Annotated in this window: 12 protein-coding genes; 7 read left to right on the top strand and 5 right to left on the bottom strand. The window is 61.1% G+C overall.

The features are described 5' to 3' along the window. Positions 1-56: 56 nt before the first annotated feature. Positions 57-1,607, bottom strand: a complete 1,551-nt coding sequence (locus FCL40_RS08965) for a diguanylate cyclase (protein ID WP_324614072.1) — start codon at positions 1,605-1,607, stop codon at positions 57-59. Between the two features lie 470 nt (positions 1,608-2,077). Between FCL40_RS08965 and FCL40_RS08960 the strand changes: the two genes are divergently transcribed. After that, positions 2,078-3,853, top strand: a complete 1,776-nt coding sequence (locus tag FCL40_RS08960; RefSeq protein WP_136852914.1) for a M61 family metallopeptidase — start codon at positions 2,078-2,080, stop codon at positions 3,851-3,853. Positions 3,854-3,900: 47 nt separating this feature from the next. Here the strand turns inward: FCL40_RS08960 and rdgC are convergent, their stop codons facing one another. After that, on the bottom strand, positions 3,901-4,815 hold the full coding sequence (gene rdgC / locus FCL40_RS08955) for a recombination-associated protein RdgC (RefSeq protein ID WP_136852912.1): 915 nt from the start codon (positions 4,813-4,815) through the stop codon (positions 3,901-3,903). A gap of 271 nt (positions 4,816-5,086) precedes the next feature. Here rdgC and FCL40_RS08950 point away from each other — a divergent pair, with 271 nt between their 5' ends. From FCL40_RS08950 to FCL40_RS08935, 4 genes are all read left to right on the top strand, one after another. Further along, on the top strand, positions 5,087-6,013 hold the full coding sequence (locus FCL40_RS08950) for a porin (RefSeq protein ID WP_136852910.1): 927 nt from the start codon (positions 5,087-5,089) through the stop codon (positions 6,011-6,013). A 143-nt stretch (positions 6,014-6,156) separates the two neighbouring features. Beyond that, positions 6,157-6,846, top strand: a complete 690-nt coding sequence (gene phoB, locus FCL40_RS08945) for a phosphate regulon transcriptional regulator PhoB (protein ID WP_136852908.1) — start codon at positions 6,157-6,159, stop codon at positions 6,844-6,846. A gap of 92 nt (positions 6,847-6,938) precedes the next feature. Then, positions 6,939-8,240, top strand: a complete 1,302-nt coding sequence (phoR, locus tag FCL40_RS08940) for a phosphate regulon sensor histidine kinase PhoR (RefSeq protein WP_136852906.1) — start codon at positions 6,939-6,941, stop codon at positions 8,238-8,240. Between the two features lie 135 nt (positions 8,241-8,375). After that, positions 8,376-9,347, top strand: coding sequence for a PstS family phosphate ABC transporter substrate-binding protein (locus tag FCL40_RS08935; RefSeq protein ID WP_136852904.1), 972 nt, complete (start codon positions 8,376-8,378; stop codon positions 9,345-9,347). A 96-nt stretch (positions 9,348-9,443) separates the two neighbouring features. Here the strand turns inward: FCL40_RS08935 and ppx are convergent, their stop codons facing one another. The 3 genes from ppx to FCL40_RS08920 all read right to left on the bottom strand — a co-directional run bounded on the left by ppx (position 9,444) and on the right by FCL40_RS08920 (position 13,595). Further along, the gene (gene ppx / locus FCL40_RS08930) at positions 9,444-10,925 is read right to left on the bottom strand and encodes an exopolyphosphatase (protein ID WP_136852902.1); all 1,482 of its coding nucleotides are present in this window, start codon (positions 10,923-10,925) and stop codon (positions 9,444-9,446) included. Then, on the bottom strand, positions 10,922-13,006 hold the full coding sequence (gene ppk1 / locus FCL40_RS08925; RefSeq protein WP_136852900.1) for a polyphosphate kinase 1: 2,085 nt from the start codon (positions 13,004-13,006) through the stop codon (positions 10,922-10,924). The genes ppx and ppk1 overlap by 4 nt, the downstream gene beginning before the upstream one ends. A gap of 82 nt (positions 13,007-13,088) precedes the next feature. Then, a complete protein-coding gene (locus FCL40_RS08920; RefSeq protein ID WP_169307054.1) occupies positions 13,089-13,595 on the bottom strand; it encodes a glycine cleavage system protein R in 507 nt (168 codons plus the stop codon). A 111-nt stretch (positions 13,596-13,706) separates the two neighbouring features. Here FCL40_RS08920 and FCL40_RS08915 point away from each other — a divergent pair, with 111 nt between their 5' ends. After that, entirely contained in the window at positions 13,707-15,935 is a 2,229-nt protein-coding gene (locus FCL40_RS08915; RefSeq protein WP_136852896.1) for an ABC transporter permease subunit, read from the top strand. Positions 15,936-15,952: 17 nt separating this feature from the next. Beyond that, complete coding sequence (gene pstA / locus FCL40_RS08910; RefSeq protein WP_136852894.1) at positions 15,953-17,602, top strand: phosphate ABC transporter permease PstA; 1,650 nt, start codon at positions 15,953-15,955, stop codon at positions 17,600-17,602.

Raw genomic sequence — 17,602 nt, 5'->3', positions numbered from 1 at the left:
CACCCGTCTAATTAGGATAGCCTTTATTTTTCAATGTGCTATGGATTTGTTTTCTCTCAGTCGTCCATCTCTACCTTGTCGCGGCCCTGGCGCTTGGCCCGGTAGAGGGCGGCGTCGGCCCGCTCGAAGGTCTCCTGGATGGTCTCGTTGGCGCCCACCTTGGCGGCGCCGATGGAGACGGTGATGGAGAGCCGCTCGTCGCGGAATTTGAAGGGGATCGCCTTGATCCGTTCACGGATGCGATTCAGTACCTGCTGCACCTGCTCCCGGTCCAGGCCGGGCAGCAGCACCACGAACTCCTCACCGCCATAGCGAGCAACAAACTCCTCTTTGCGCAGCGAGTTTTTCAGGGCCATGGACACCACCTGCAGGGTCTTGTCCCCGGTGGTGTGGCCGAAGTTGTCGTTGATGCTCTTGAAGCGGTCGATGTCCGCCACCGTCACCCAAAGATCGTGACCGTACCGTTTGAACTGGCGATAGGCGCGCTTGAGCTGTTCATCCAGGGCGGCGCGGTTGGGGAGCTGGGTGAGGGCATCCACCTGATTTAGCCGCTGCTGCTCAATCAGTTTGTCTTTGTAGCTGGCGGCTTCGGCGGTCAGGCTGTTAATCTCCGCCTGCATCTTCTGGATGCTCAGTTTCAATGCCTGAAACTCGCTCTGCTCCTGGGCATCGCGCTTGGTCAGTTGCTGGCGGATAAAGGCCAGCTCATTGATCACCTGGCCCTTCAGGGTCTGCAGATCGCAGGCGTCGGACACCTGATCGCTGAACTGGCCCATGTGACTGTTCAGCTTCTGGTTGAATGCCCTGCTGGACTTGAAGCTGTTACTGGTGGCCTGCCAGTTCTCCCCCATGGCCTGGCGCACCACCGAGAGGGAGTCGGTCAGGGCTGCCAGGAACTGCTGGGAGGCGCTCTTCTCCTTGGCCATCTCCGAGACCAGGATGTTTAGCACCTGACTGTAGGCCTCCAGCAGTTGGTCGACCTGGACATCACCACTGAGCATCGCCTTGATGGCGTTGATCTCTTCACCGTACTGGTTGGGAAATTCGATCTCGGAGAGCAGTTGTGCCAGTTCGTGAGCCAGTTGGCGGTGCTTGGGGGTGGTGGGAATACGATCCTCTTTGGCGAGTCGCTCCTGCAGCAGTTGTTCGTAGTATTTCACCAACTGCTCGACTCTGGGAATGATCTCCCAGATGGTGTGGATCGGTTTTTGGATATCCTGCTGGTAGTACTTGAGTTCCCGTTTGAGCTTCTCCGGAATGCCGCTCAGGCTGGCGAGCTGCCTGGCGAGCTGCTGCATTGACTGCTGGTTATGCTCGATCTCGCGCTGGTTGTTCTGATACTGGGTCTGCAGGGCCCGGCTCAGTTCGCCCATCTCGGGCAGGGCGCTGTCGAGGTTGCTGGGATCGGAGAGCTGTTGGCGTATCTTGGCCAGGCGGGTGTCCAGTTCCAGGTTCTGGCCCTTACAGCACAGCCCCAGCCGCATTGAGAATTGAATCAGTCCCTGAAGCTGTTTGGCGCGTACGTCTTCGAGCTCTTGTTGCTCTTTGCGTACTTTATCTAGCTTTTTTTGCATATGCTCCAGCTGAGATTGGGCGTCAGTGACCATATTCATTCGCGTTTGCTACCTTCAATTCGGCGGCCCAGTGATTGTTCTGAAGTTCAATTCGTTTTTTGGGAGGGCTCAGAGTGTATCGTAACGGCTTTGTTGTTAAGTGCAAGCGCCCTTTTTACCAAAGCCTTTTCAAATTTTGGTTATTGCGAATCCGGTATTGTTGTTGACGTCTCCGGCCAGTAAAACCCTCTCAGTGAATCGCATTTTCGTCACCTATCGGCGGTGATGATTGTAATTTATGGGCGATTTCAATGTCAGCTCCGGTTTACACCTCGCTTTAAGCGAAATGGCCTCGAGGATGGCGCGGCGCCGGGGGCAGGGTGGCCGACAGGGAACGCCTCGGCTCCCCCTGGCTCATCGTCCTACCGGACACAAAGCGTGACAGTTCCTCCGTCCGTCGGCGGCCGTGTCGCGGTATACTCGGCGACACACCAGGAAGAGAATCGGGAATAAAAGGATTATCAATGCGTTTTGCTCTTTGCGCCCTGACGCTGGCAGCCTTGCCGGCGGCGGGACAGGTCCAGTACCGGATCGACATGACCCAACCTCAGCACCACCAGGCGACCGTTACCGCCCGGTTTCCGGCGGCGCAGCCGGGCCACTTCGAGTTTCAGCTGCCAGACTGGCGCACCGGACGCTACCAACTGCTGCCCCTGGCCGACGGGCTGCGCCGGGTCGAGGTGACCGACGCCGGGGGCAGGCCCCTTGAGGTCACCAAGGTGGCGAGAAGCCGCTGGCGGGTGACGCTGCCGGAGGCGACCGACGTCAGCGTCCGTTATCAGCTCTACGCCAATGAACTTGGCGACAGGACCCGTCATATCGATGACAGTCACGCCTACCTGGACGCCTCCGCCACTTTCGTCTACAACGCCGATCTGCGTGATCAGCCGGTGTCGGTCTTCCTGTCGGTGCCCGAGCGCTGGCGGAGCGTGTCCGGGATGGCCTCTCCCGAGCCACACCGGTTCACCGCCGCCAATTATGATGTGCTGGTGGACAGCCCCATCGAAACCGGGCTGCACAGCAGCCAGAGATTCCGCCAGGAGGGGCGGGAGTATGAGGCGGTGTTCTGGGGGGAGGGCAACTACGACGAGCGGCAGATCGCCGAGGATCTGCAGAAGCTGGTGGCGGAAGGGGGGCGGCTCTGGGGGGGCTATCCCTTCGAGCGTTATCTGTTTATGATCCACGCTACCGGCGGCGCCAGCGGCGCCACCGAGCACCTCAACTCCACGGTGATCCAGCGTCCCCGCTACCGCTTTCACAAGCGCAAGGACTATGTGGGCTTCCTCAGCCTGACCGCCCATGAGTTCATCCATACCTGGAATGTAAAGGCCTACCGCCCCAGGGGGTTGGTGCCCTACGACTATCAGGGGGAGAACTACACCAGGTTGCTGTGGCTGGCGGAGGGGGCCACCAGCTACTTCCAGAAGCAGCTGCTGCTGCCGGCTGGGCTGATCAGCGTCGAGGAGTTCCTCGAGGATCTGGCCGGTCGCATCGAGCGCAGCGAGGCGCGCCCCGGCAGGCAGGTTCAGAGCGTGGCCGAGGCCAGCTTCGACAACTGGATTGCCACCGGCGGCGACTATGCCCGCAACCACAGCGTCAACATCTACTCGGAGGGGTATCTGGCCTCGCTCTCTCTGGATCTGGAGATGATCCGCCGCAGCGAGGCTCGCCACAGTTTTCGGGATCTGCACCGCTACCTGTATGAGCACCACCGGCTGCCCCTGGGGTTTGACGAGCAGGATGTGTTGACCGGTCTCAAAGAGATCACCGGCGAGGATTTCAGTGGCTGGTGGCAGCAGACCATCGACACCCCGTTCGAGCCCGACTTCGATGCCATGCTGACCCAGCTGGGCCTGGAGCGGGTCCCCCAACAGCAGCCCGACAGGGCAGAGCTGGGGCTGGAGCTCAAGGAGGAGCGGGGCCTGGCCAGGGTGACTCATGTGCGGCGGGATGGCCCAGCCTGGCGCGCCGGGCTGACCACAGCAGACTGCCTGGTGGCCATCGATGGCATGCGCCTGCGTCCCGACCAGTGGCAGGATCGGCTGGGGGAGATGGCGGTGGGCCGGCCGGTGGTGCTGACCCTGTTCCGCCGCGACCGGCTGATCGAGCTCAAGGTCACTCCCACCTCGACGCCCGCCGATGCATTGAAACTGCGGCCGCTGGCCGGCGCCTCCACTGCTCAGAGGCGGGCCTTCGAGGCCTGGGCCGGGGTGGCCTGGCCGGCGGAACCGGCCAGGTAGCGGACATAAAAAGGGCGGGGTGGTCCCCGCCCTCCCTCATCGAGAGACTACACCTTCTCCTGTTCCACCCCTCCTAGGGCGGCGAACAGATCGGGCAGGAAGCCGGTCAGTTCGCCACACATCAGGGCAAAATCGGCGTCCAGGCGGGCGGCCAGCTCCTCCTTGTCGAACTCACTGTTCTGATCGCGAATCTCTTCGCTGAACTTGAGGCGCTTCACCGACAGGTCGGCTCCCAGCACCAGGGAGAGGGTATCCCGGTACTCCAGGGCGATCTTGGTGACCTCCAGGCCCTGTTCGATATGGGCGGTCACCTCGTCGCTGTTCAGGGCCATCTGTTTCACCGTCACACTGCCGCCGTCCTCCAGGGGGCTCTTGAGGGTGGCTTCATCCAGCAGGGTGAACCCCTCACCGACGTGGCCACGGGTCACCCACTCGGTCATTGACTCCTCGGGAAGCCGGGTCATGCTGACCGGGGCGATGGGCAGTGAACCGATCGCCTTGCGCAGCAGGCTGAGCAGCTCCTCCGCCTTGGTGTGGCTGGTGGCTTCCACCAGCACCAGCTGCAGTGGAGCCAGGATCAGGGCCCGGGTGCGACTCTTGCGGCTGAAGGCCCGCGGCAGCAGGGTGTGGATGATCTCATCCTTGATGCTGTCCTTCTCCTTCTTGGTGACCTTACGCCCCTGCTCATCTTCGATCAGGTTGACCTTCTGCTCCAGCTCTTCGCGGATCACCGCCGCCGGAAGCATCTTCTCCTCCTTCTCGATGGCCAGCAGCAGGTTGCCCTGGGCACTGTGCACCAGGCTGTCACCCACCTTGCCCAGAGGCTTGACGAAGCCCAGCTTGCTGATCTCCTGGCTGCCGGCGGGTTTGAACACGAAGGGGTCCAGCTGCTGTTCCAGCTCATCGGCGTCCCACTGGGTGGGTTTGGTGAGGCGGTAGAGCAACAAATTCTTAAACCACATGGCGTTGTCCTGACTATGGGATTGGGAATGGCCCGCCAGTGTATTGGCATCGCCGCTTACGGGCAAGGGATAGCGGCAGCCGGGCGGGCCAGCTTGAGGAGAAGCCTCGGCGGTGACGCCATCGAACAGGGGAGTGTGCGGAGGAGGGGCCCATTTCACTGCAACAAAACTGTCATATGCCACTGTGATTACGCAATAAAACTGTCACACGTGACTCGTACACTGCGTCCATCAAAACAAGACAGCCTATTTTTTGACAAGGAAAATCGAGATGAACCTGATCAAGCCCACCCTGATTGCCGCCCTGGTGGCCGCCTCTCTGCCCATGACCGCCACCGCCGCCGACGCCGTGACCGTCTACGGCAAGATGAATGTCACCGTGGACAGCTTCGACGTTGATGGCGAGAGCACCACCGGCGTGCATTCCAATGCTTCCCGTCTGGGTGTGAAGGGCGCCCTGGAGCTGAGCCCCTCGCTGGAGGCGTTCTACACCATCGAGTATGAAGTCGATACCGGCGACGATGTGAAGGAGAACTTCAAGGCGCGTAACCAGTTCGTGGGTCTGCGCGGCAGCTTCGGTGCCATCTCCGTGGGTCGTAACGACACCATGCTGAAAAGGTCCCAGGGTAAGGTTGACCTGTTCGGCGACCTGCAGGGAGACATCAAGCACCTGTTCAAGGGTGAAAACCGCATGGAGCAGACCGTCACCTACCTGACCCCCGCCCTGGGCGGCTTCAAGTTCGGCGCCACCTATGTTGCCGAAGAGTCCTCCAGCCAGAAGAACGGCGATGACGGCTTATCCCTGGCGGCCATGTACGGCGACGCCAAGCTGAAGAAGTCCCCCTTCTACGCGTCAGTGGCCTACGACACCGACGTCAAGGGCTTTGACAACATCCTGCGCGCCACCGTCCAGGGCAAGATTGGTGATTTCAAACTGGGTGCCATCTACCAGGACCAGGAGGCTGCGGGCAAGGACAGCATCGACGGCTTCATGGTCAGCGCGGCCTACAAGCTCAGCGCCGTCACCCTGAAGGCTCAGTACCAGGACATGGACACCAAGGGGGATGCCATCTCCGTTGGCGCCGACTACAAGCTGGGCAAGCCCACCAAGCTGTTTGCCTACTACACCCAGCGTGACCTGGAGTCCGCCGCCAACAGTGACGACTACTTCGGCATCGGTCTCGAGCACAAGTTCTAAGCCGGTGGCGGACGCCGAGTGTCACATCGTAAGGGGCCTTAAGGCCCCTTTTTTATTGACTCCGTGTTCAGCTACGTCATATTTCTGTAATAAGGCAGACCCATAATCTGCTCAGTTCATTCATGATGGAGCATAGTAAGGTAATGACTGCCCGCATCTTAATAGTCGAAGATGAATCAGCCATTCGCGAGATGCTGACCTTTGTCCTGGACCAACATGGCTTCCAGACCGTCAGCGCGGAAGATTTTGAACAGGGAGTTCAAAAACTGGTTGAACCCCTCCCCGACCTGGTCCTGCTGGACTGGATGCTGCCCGGCGGCAGCGGGATTCAACTGGCCAAGCAGATGCGCAGCCAGGACCATACCCGCCAGATCCCCATCATCATGCTGACCGCCCGCGGTGAGGAGGAGGACCGGGTCCGTGGCCTGGAGGTGGGCGCCGACGATTACATGACCAAGCCTTTCTCTCCCAAGGAGCTGGTGGCGCGCATCAAGGCGGTACTGCGCCGCAGCGCCCCCACTCGGCTGGAGGAGTCCATCGAAATTCGCGGCCTCAAGCTGGACCCGGTGAGCCACAGGGTCAGCGTTGACGAGGAGCAGCTGGAGATGGGGCCCACCGAATTCCGCCTGCTGCACTTCTTCATGACCCACCCCGAGCGGGTCTACAGCCGAGAACAACTGCTGGACAACGTCTGGGGGACCAATGTATATGTTGAGGATCGCACCGTGGATGTGCATATCCGCCGATTGAGGAAAGCGATCCAGGCCAAGGGGCACGACACCCTGATTCAGACTGTTCGGGGAGCCGGATACCGCTTCTCCACCAAGGTGTAGGGCACCAGGCCGCCCCCACGACCCATTGCCCTGCGCACCCAGCGACGCGGCAATGGGTTTTTTGTTTTACCCCTCTGTGTAAGGCAGATTGAATGTTTGAAGAGTATTCCGGCTACCGCCTGGCTGGACGCCTGGCACTGTGGTTCTCTTTGTGGGCCGTTGTCGGCCTGCTGGTGGGTCAGCTGTTGTTGCTGCTGTTTGCCGGTTCCCTGGTCCTGCTGGGCTATCACTACCGTCACCTCTCCCGCCTGGCGCACTGGCTCTGGAAAGATCGCCGCCTGACCCCCCCACACGGCAGCGGCAGCTGGGAGCCCATCTTTAACGGCATCTATCGCCTCCAGGGCAAGAACCGTCGCCGCCGTTCTCAGTTGGCGAGGCTGCTCTCCCGTTTCCGTGAAGGGGCCGAGGCCCTGCCCGATGCGGCGGTGGTGATGGGGCACGAGGGGGAGATCGCCTGGTGCAACAAGTTGGCGGAGCTGCACCTGGGGATCCATTGGCCCCAGGACGCCGGCCAGCGGATCGACAACCTGATTCGTTACCCCAAGTTTTCCAAGTACCTGCACAACAACCGCTACGATGAGCCCATCGAGATGGCCTCGGCTGCCTCGGACGCCAGGCTGCTGGAGATCCGCATCATGGCCTACGGCGACAACCAGAAGCTGCTGCTGGCCCGGGACGTTACCCGGCTGCGCCAACTGGAGCAGATGCGCCGTGATTTCGTGGCGAACGTCTCCCACGAGCTGAAGACCCCGCTCACCGTGCTCCAGGGGTATCTGGAGATCATGAGCATGATGCCTGCCCAGGATGAGAAGCAGGTGCAGGCGATGACCGATCAGACCTTGCGGATGAAGGGCCTGGTGGATCAGTTGCTGACTCTGTCGAAGATCGAGGTCTCCACCGAGGTGGATCCCGCCAGGCGCATCGCCATGGGCTTGCTGCTGGAACAGGTGGCCGAGGAGGCGAGGGCGGTGTCCGCGGGCCGGCACACCATCAGCGTCGAGATCGACCCGGCCCTGGATATGTTCGGTGACGAATTGCAGATCCGCAGCGCCTGCGCCAACCTGGTGCAGAACGCCGTCAACTATACCCCCGAGGGGGGGCAGATCCGCGTCTCCTGGCGCCATCGGGAGGGGGTTGGACGATTCGAGGTCCAGGATTCCGGTGAGGGGATCGCCCCGGAACACCTACCCAGACTCACCGAGCGTTTCTACCGGGTGGATAGGGCCCGCTCCCGCCAGACTGGCGGCAGCGGCCTGGGCCTGGCGATCGTCAAGCATGCACTGAATCACCACAACAGCCACCTGGAGATCCAGAGTGTGCCCGGAGAGGGCAGTACCTTCGGGTTCTCCATCCCCTCCAACCTGATCTCGGCCCAGCAGCCGGCACGGGCCTAGGGGATGGCGCCGCCGGGGCTCCGTCCTCCCCGGTGTCATCGACCAGTCACCCCATGGTCACATAAGTGTCATCTTCAGAGTCGATACTGAGTGCCGTCACGAAACCTGATTACGGAAGATACCGGAGTAATCCAAATGAAAATCAAACATCTTGCTAGTGCACTGGGCTTTGCCGCAGCAACCCTGTTCGCTTCTGCCACCTCTGCTGCCATCGACCCCGCTCTGCCCGCTTACCAGAAGACCAGCGGCGTATCTGGCAATTTCTCCTCTGTGGGTTCCGATACCCTGGCCAACATGATGACTCTGTGGGCCGAGGAGTTTAAGCGTCTGTACCCCAACGTGAACCCCCAGATTCAAGCCGCCGGCTCCTCTACCGCGCCACCGGCCCTGACCGAGGGCACCTCCCAGTTCGGTCCCATGAGCCGCAAGATGAAGCCTAACGAAGAGGAAGCCTTCGTTAAGCACTACGGCTACAAACCCACCGCCATCCGCGTTGCCATCGACGCCCTGGCGGTGTTCGTCCACAAGGACAACCCCATCGAAGGCCTGACCATCAAGCAGGTGGATGGCATCTTCTCCTCCACCCGCAAGTGCGGCGGCGGCGACGTCAACCGCTGGGGTGATCTGGGCCTGACCGGCAGCTTCGCCGGCAAGGATGTGCAGCTGTACGGCCGTAACTCCGTTTCCGGTACCTACGGTTACTTCAAGAAGAAAGCCCTGTGTAAGGGCGACTTCAAGGCCAGCGTCAACGAACAGCCCGGTTCCGCTTCCGTGGTCCAGTCCGTGTCCACCAGCCTGAACGCCATCGGCTACTCCGGCATCGGTTACAAGACCGCCGGTGTGAAAGCGGTTCCCCTGTCCAAGAAGGGCGGCAAGTTCATCGCGGCCTCCACCGAGAACGCCGCCAACGGTACCTACCCCCTGAGCCGTTACCTGTACGTTTACGTGAACAAGCACCCCAACAAGGAGCTGGATCCCATGACTCGCGAATTCCTGAAGTTCGTGCTGTCCAAGCAGGGCCAGACCATTGTTGAGAAAGACGGTTATGTGTCCGTGCCCAAGACTGTGACCGCCAAGGACCTGGCCAAAGTAGGCATTAGCCTGTAAGCCGCAACTTTCTCTGAAAAGCCCGCCGCAAGGCGGGCTTTTTCATGGTCGGGCCTGCAGTCGCCGCCAGGGTGAGGAGCTCTTCGGTTGACGGGGTCAGTGCCACTCCAGCTGCCAGCCCAGCTCCGCCAGGTGCTGGCTTTCCAGCTCGAGGTCGGTGGCCAGCAGGTCGTCCTCCCGCAAGTTGTCGCCGAAGTTGAGCCTGAGGGTCCGCTTCTTCACCTGGAGTTTTGGCAGGGGGATGTGGTGACGCCGGCCCAGATGCATCAGCACCGCCAGCCTCAGGGGCAGCAGCAGCGCCAGGATCGCCTCGCCATCCATCAGCTGCAGCTTCGGCGGCTCACAGCCGGTGAGCTTCTTTCGGTGCCAGCGTACCAGGAAGGCCAGTAACTGCTGCTCCTCCAGGGTAAAGCCGGGAAGGTTGGTGTTGGTGAGGATGTACTCACCATGCCTATGGATGCCGCGGTAGTTGATCTGCAGGCCGATCTCGTGCAGTGCCGAGGCGAAGCCGAGCCAGGACAGGTGCGTCTTGGGGCCCAGCTGGCCCTGGTGATACAGCTGGCTGGCGCTGGCAAAGATCCGTTCGCTGTGGAGCCGATCCAACTGATAGCGTTTCTGCAGCAAGCCGATGGTTCGCTTCTGCACGTCCTGATGCAGCACCTCGTCCGCCATCTCGCTGAGAACCCCCTCCCGCAGGGCGTGCTCGCTGAACTCCAGCTGGTCGATCTCCAGCTGACGGAAGCAGGCGATCAGGATCGCCAGCCCCGAGGGCAGCACTTTGCGTCTGAGGTCGGCCAGGTGCTCGAACGGCAGCTGCTCCACCTGCTCGCACTCCACCACCTCCTTGGCCAGTTTCTCCAGCTGCTTCAGGGTCACCGGCAGGCTGAGATCGCCGTCATTGACGATACTGGCGATCGCCTTGATGGTGCCGGAGCAGCCGACGGTGGCGTGAAACCCCTGGCGCAGGTAGCGCTGTTGCAGCTTCTCCAGCTGCTGCTCGGCGGCCAGGATCGCCTTGCGCATCCGCTTGGGGGAGATCTTGCCGTCGCTGAAGTAGCGTGACTGGTAGCTGACGCAGCCCATATTGAGGCTCTCCATCTGCCTAGGCTCATGGCCCTGGCCGATGATCAGCTCGGTGCTGCCGCCGCCGATGTCGATCACCAGGGTGGGGAAGGGCAGGCTCTGGTTCTGGCTGACGCCGACGTAGATGAGGCGAGCCTCCTCACGGCCGGAGATCACCTCCACCGGATGGTCGAGGATCTGACGCGCCTGGCGGATAAACTCGCGGCGGTTGGGCGCCTGGCGCAGGGCATAGGTAGCGACGATGCGGATCTCATCGAAGCGCATCTCATTGAGTCTCTGGCTGAACTGGCGGAGACACTCCACTCCCCGCTCTATCGCTGCCGGGTGGAGGTTGCCAGCTTCGTCGGCCTCCTCCGCCAGCTGAACCCGCTGCTTCATACGGTGCATGGGTTGAATGCTGCCGTCCAGCACCCGGGCGATGCCCAGGTGGAAGCTGTTGGAGCCCAGGTCGATGGCCGCCAGGATGCGGCCTTGTGGGGTGTCCTTTGCTGTCATGGGGTTGTCTTCAGTGCCAGTCTCTTTTCATGGTCGAACAGATAGTCGTAGATCGCCATCTGTGAGCGGATCTTCTTGCGGTTGCCGCGCTTGACGTACTGGTTGCTCTGCTCCCGGTTCAGCACCCTGGCCTTGGTGGTATCGCGAAACTGCAGCGCCAGGATATCCAGCACCTGCTGTTTCAGCATGGGATCGTAGATGGGGCAGCCCACCTCGATACGACGGTCAAGGTTGCGGGTCATCCAGTCGGCGCTGGAGAGGTAGACCTTGGGATCGCCGTCGTTGTCGAACACCATGATCCTGGGGTGTTCCAGGAAGCGGTCGACGATGGAGATCGCCTCGATGTTCTCCGAGGCGCCGATTACCCCGGGGATCAGCGAGCACATGCCGCGGATGATCAGCCGGACCTTCACCCCGTTGCGGGAGGCATCATAGAGTCGCTTGATCAGGCCGCTGTCCACCAGGTTGTTGAGCTTCAGGGTGATGCCGGCGTTCTTGCCCGCCAGTTTGTTCTGAATCTCACGGTCGACCAGGCTGTAGAGCTTGCGCCTGGCGTCGTTGGGGGAGACCAGCAGGTGATTGAAGCGGAACTTCTTGTAGCTGTGCTCAATGAATTCGAACACGTTTTCCACCTCGGCACAGATCTCCTCGTGGCAGGTAAACAGGGCGAAGTCGGTGTAGATCTTGGCGGTTTTTTCGTGGAAGTTGCCGGTGCCGATGTGGGCGTAGCTGTGCAGCTGCCCCTCCTCCATTCGTTTGATCAGGATCAGTTTGGAGTGAATCTTCAATGTGGGGATGCCGAAGTTGATGCGTACGCCGTGGTCGGTAAGGAACTTGGCCCAGCCGATGTTGGCCTCCTCGTCAAATCGGGCCTGCAGCTCCACCACCACGGCCACGTCCTTGCCGTTCTTCACCGCTTCGATCAGCGAGTGGACGATCTGGGAGTGTTTGGCCACCCGGTAGATGTTGATCTTGATGGAACGCACCGCTGGATCGAAGGCGGCCTGGCGCAGCATCTCGGTCACATGGCTGAAGGCGTGATAGGGGTAGTAGAGCAGGATGTCCCTGACGCGGATCGCCGCAAAGGTGTTGGGGTGGGAGGTAAACTGGTTGCTGCGCAGCGCCGGCATCTTGGGGTTTTCCAGATAGGCGCGTCCCGGGTTGGGAAAGGCGATGAAGTCGCGGAAGCTGTGATAGCGCCCTCCGGGGATCATGGCGTTGGCGGCGGTGATTCCCAGCTTGCGCTGCAGCATCTCCAGCATGGTCTGGGGCATCTCCCGGTCATAGACGAAGCTCACCGGTTCGGCGGTCAGTCGCTGCTTCAGGCTCGACGACATCTTCTCCATCAGGCTCATCTCGATCTCATCGGACAGATCGTACTCCGCGTCCCTGGTCAGCTTGATGGAGTAGCACTCCACGGTGTCGAATTCGAAAAATCCGGTGAACACTTCCGCCAGACAGTAGCGGATGATGTTGTCCAGCAGGATCAGGGTCGTCTTCTTCTTGCTCCCCTCGGTAGACAGTTGAACGAAGCGGGGCACCTGCTGGGTCGGCACCTCGATCAGGCTGTGGGTCACCTGTTCACCCTTGCGGATGGCCGTCACCAGGTAGGTGGTGCCGTCATTGAGGGTGCGGGAGATATTGGTGTGATCAGTGATGATCAGCGGCACGATATGGCGGCGGATCTTGTCGCGGAAGTGCTTTTTCAGCCACCGGCCCTGCTCGGCAGAGATCTGGGTTTCGTTGACCAGGAAGATGTTGCGCCGGGCCAGATCCAGGAGCAGCTGCTTGTAGATCTCGTCGAACTTGACCTGCAGTTGCAGCACCTTGTCATTGATCGCCGCCAGCAGGTTGCGGGCCCGCTGACCGCGCCCCTTGGACTCATCGATGAGGATCTGGCGGCGCACGTCCGCCACCCGCACCCGGAAAAATTCGTCCTGGTTGTTGGAGTAGATGCCGAGGAAGCGGACCCGCTCGATTACCGGAACCTGGGGATCGGCGGCTTCCTGCAGCACCCGCTCGTTAAAGGACAGCCAACTGAGCTCTTTCTCTATGTAGGGAAAACTGGTTTGCGCAGACATCCTAGGGTCCTTCTCAAGTAAGTTGCGCAGATTCTCTGTCAGAAAAGTGTCATCCTTATGAAACCTAGCAGAGAATTTTCAGTTAGTTGGTTATACGTTCATACTCCACCATCAGGTCGTCACCCAGGCTGAACAGCTCCTGCTCGATCCGGTCCAGGCTGGCTTCATCGGCCGCCGCCAGCAGGATATTGAGGCGGAACAGCGGCACACCGGTGTGGTTGGCGGTGTCCAGGTCGCTCTCCAGCTGTTCGATATTGGCCTGGTTGGAGGTGAGGATGCGGGTCACCGCCGCCACGATACCGGGACGATCGTTGCCGATCACCTCCACCTGGAACTGCAGGCTGGGTTGGGTCTTGACGGCCACGCGCTGCAATTCGATGCTGAGCCTGGGCAGTTCCGCCAGTTGGCGCCGCAGCGCCTGGGCATTGGCTTCGGGCAGTTCCAGTTCGATGATGCCGGCGTAGCGGTCACCGAGCCGCCGCAGGCTGGCATCCAGCCAGTTGGCGCCGTTGTCCTGAAGGATCTGGGCCAGGTTTTCGGTAATACCAGGGTAATCCTCGCCGATTACACTGATGATCCATTTTTGCATAGGGGCTCCTTTGCGCTCTTTACGACAGGGGTGTAACACTAGTGTCATACAACCGACATATACTCCTCAGCAATTTCAGAAACGACTGCTCCCATTTGTTCGAGGATATTGATGGAACAGACGATTGTTGACCGATACCGTGCCAGTAACCGGCGTCTGATCAAGGACAGGCTGGCAAAATACGGTGTTACTTCCGGCGGCGTCATGGTGTTGATCGCCCTGCTGCTGATCTTCTTCTACCTGCTCTACGTGGTGGCGCCGGTCTTCAAGGGAGCCAGTCTGACCCCGGTCTATACCACCAGTATCAGCGAGGCGTCTGCCACGGTTCAACTGGGCACCGACGAGCAGAACGAGTATCTCTACCGTATCATGTCCTCCGGTGAGGTACAGTTTTTTTCTTTGGGTTCCAAGGACCTAACCTCAGAACTCCAGGTGCCTGTCCAGGCTGGCCTGACCGCGACCGGTTTCGCCCGCAGCAACCCTGCTCAGCGCAGCGCCGCCCTGGCGTTCGATAATGGTTCAGTGTGGGTGGTTCAGCCTGACTTTGCCATCAGCTACCCCAATGATGTGCGCACCATTACCCCGCAGCTGCGCTACCCCCTGGGGCAGGAGGCGATCCAGCTGAGTGACGGTTTGGCCATCGACCAGCTGGTGTTTGCCTCGGGGGAAGAGGCCAGCACCTTCATCTGGAGCGATACCGCCTCCGATGAGCTGCACCTGACCCGGATGAGCGCCGAGGTGGACTTCCTCACCGATGAGGTGGTGTGGAGTCGCGACGACCATCTGCTGCCGCGGCCGGCCGAGCCAGTGCGCAAGATGCTGCTTACCCCGGATCAACGCAACCTGATGCTGCTGGCAGGCAATCGCATCACCGTCTTCAATGTGGAGGAGGGGGATAACGTCTTCATCGAGCAGGTGCTCGAGCCGGCCGAGAGTGGCGCTCGCATCACCGACGTCGATCTGCTGGCGGGAGCCAGTTCGCTGTTGGTGGCCAACGACAACGGCGTCATCTCCCAGTGGTTCCAGGTCCCCGGCAAGGATGGCCGCCGCTTCCAGCGCATTCGTGATTTCGACACCGGCGCCGCCGTCGTCTCCCTGGCCTCCGAGTTTTTCCGGAAGAGTTTCGTGGCCGGCACCGACAACGGCCAGGTGCAGCTGTTCTACACCACCAGTGAGAACAAGCTGGTGACCGAGTCTTTGGGCAGTGCCCCGGTTGATGCCATGGCGTTTTCCCCCCGGGGCAACGGCCTGGCGATCCAGTCCGGCTCCACCCTGACCTTCGCCGAGATGGACAACGCCCACCCGGAGGTCTCCTGGAGCGCCCTGTGGACCAAGGTCTGGTATGAGGGGTACCCCGAACCTCAGTTTGTCTGGCAATCCACTTCAGGCTCCGACGATTTCGAGGCCAAGCTGAGCCTGATGCCCCTGGCGTTCGGTACCCTGAAGGCGGCCCTGTATGCCATGCTGTTCGCCACCCCCCTGGCCCTGGCTGGTGCCGTCTACACTGCCTACTTCATGTCCGGCCGGGTGCGCGGCATCGTCAAGCCCACGGTGGAGATCATGGAGGCCCTGCCCACGGTGATCCTGGGCTTCCTGGCGGGTCTGTGGCTGGCACCTCTGGTGGAGGACAACCTGCCGGGGATCTTCATGCTGCTGTTCTCCCTGCCGGTATCTATTCTCGTGGCGGCCTTCCTCTGGAACATGTTGCCCAGAAGCATCCAGAGTTCCCGCTTCGGTGAGGCTCGCGAGCTGATGCTGATCCCCCTGCTGCTGTTGGTGGGCTGGGGTGCCATCGAACTGAGCCCCGTGGTGGAACACGCCTTTATGGGGGGCGATGCCCGCCGCTTCGTGACCAATGATCTGGGCATCACCTTTGACCAGCGTAATGCTCTGGTGGTGGGCATCGCCATGGGCTTTGCGGTGATCCCCACCATCTTCTCCATCGCCGAGGACGCGGTGTTCTCCGTGCCCCGCCATCTGGTGAACGGTTCCCTGGCCCTGGGCGCCACCCAGTGGCAGACCCTGGTGCGGGTGGTGATGCTCACCGCCAGCCCGGGGATCTTCTCGGCGGTGATGATGGGGGTGGGCCGCGCCGTCGGTGAAACCATGATCGTGCTGATGGCCACAGGTAACACCCCGCTGATGGAGTGGAACCTGTTCGAGGGGATGCGTACCCTCTCCGCCAACATCGCCGTGGAGATGCCGGAGTCGGCCATCGGCAGTTCCCACTACCGGGTGTTGTTCCTGACCGCCTTCGTGCTCTTTATCTTCACCTTTATCTTTAACACCCTGGCTGAGTTCATCCGTCAGCGTCTGCGCGACAAGTACAGTTCCCTGTAATGGAAGGTAACAAATCAATGGGTAAGTGGATTAAATCGGGCTCTCCCTGGATCTGGATGACCGCAGGTTCGGTGAGCCTCAGCTTGATCGCCGTACTGGGTCTGTTGCTGATGATTGCCTGGCGCGGCCTGGTCTACTTCTGGCCATCCCCGGTGCACCAGATCGAGCTGGAGGTGGCCAACGGCCAGGTTGAGACCATCATCGGTGAGATCTACGACCGGGAACGGGTGCCCCTGGAGCGGGTGCTGCAGTCCGGCGTCGAGCTTAAGAGTGACGAGGAGTTCGTCAGCCGCTATCTGATCAAGACCGGCAACCGCGAGTATGTGCCGCTGGATTTCCGTTGGGTGCTGGAGCCGATGATCCGCTCCGACATCCAGCCGGCGGATGTGGCGGTGTTCGAGCGCAACAAGAACGGTAACTTCTACGGTTTCCCGGTGGAGTTGAGCTTCAACGGTCAGATCTACACCGGCGCCGAGATCCATGACCAGCTGCTGCTGGCCATCGATAAGGCGGCACAGATCAACGATGAAGCGGAACAGCTGCAGAAGGTCGACATCGGCCGCATCAACTACCAGCTGGAGCGTCTGCGCCTGGATCAGCGCAAACTGGAGCTGAGCAACGCCCTGACCGAAGCGGCGCTGGCGGACCTGGCTCAGCGACGCCAGCGGCTGGACGAAGAGTATCAGGTGCTGGAGAAGGCCCTGTTTGCCCTGCGCGACAGGGCGGCCGAGGACTATGTGGTGGTTCGCGACATGCGCGGTGAGCGGGTGACGCTGCCCATGGACAGTGTGTTGGACGTCGCCTTCCCCAACGAACTGGGTTTCGTGGGCAAGGTGGGGCACTGGCTGCACGCCGTGGCCAAGTTTGTCAGTGACGACCCCCGTGAAGCCAACACCGAGGGCGGGGTGTTTCCGGCGATCTTCGGTACGGTGTTCATGGTGCTGCTGATGGCGGTGATCGTCACCCCCTTCGGGGTTATCGCCGCGGTCTACCTGCACGAGTATGCCGCCAAGAACGCCCTGACCAAGTTGATCCGGATCGCGGTGATCAACCTGGCCGGTGTCCCCTCCATCGTTTACGGTGTCTTCGGCCTGGGCTTCTTCGTCTACATGGTGGGCGGGTCCCTGGATGACCTGTTCTACCCAGAGGCGCTGCCCAATCCCACCTTCGGGACCCCCGGGGTGATCTGGTCGGCCCTGACCCTGGCGATCCTGACTCTGCCCGTAGTGATCGTCTCCACCGAGGAGGGCCTGTCGCGGATCCCCTCGGCGGTGCGTCATGGCTCCCTGGCCCTGGGCGCCACCAAGGCGGAAACCCTGTGGCGCATCGTCATTCCCATGGCCAGCCCGGCGATCATGACCGGCCTGATCCTGGCGGTGGCCCGCGCCGCCGGCGAGGTGGCCCCGCTGATGCTGGTGGGGGTGGTGAAGCTGGCCTCCACCCTGCCGGTGGATGGCAACTGGCCCTATGTCCACCTGGATCGTAAATTTATGCATCTGGGCTTCCACATCTATGATGTGGGCTTCCAGAGCCCCAACGTGGAAGCGGCCCGTCCGCTGGTGTACGCCACCTCGTTCCTGCTGGTCAGCGTGATCGTGGCCCTGAACCTGACCGCCATTGGCGTACGTAACCACCTTCGTGAAAAATTCCGCTCCCTGGAACACTAA

The sequence above is a fragment of the Ferrimonas sediminicola genome, from assembly GCF_005116715.1.
In the GTDB taxonomy this organism is placed as follows: domain Bacteria; phylum Pseudomonadota; class Gammaproteobacteria; order Enterobacterales; family Shewanellaceae; genus Ferrimonas; species Ferrimonas sediminicola.
The sequence above is the reverse complement of the archived record's forward strand: the minus strand, read 5'-3'. Positions and strand labels throughout refer to the sequence as shown.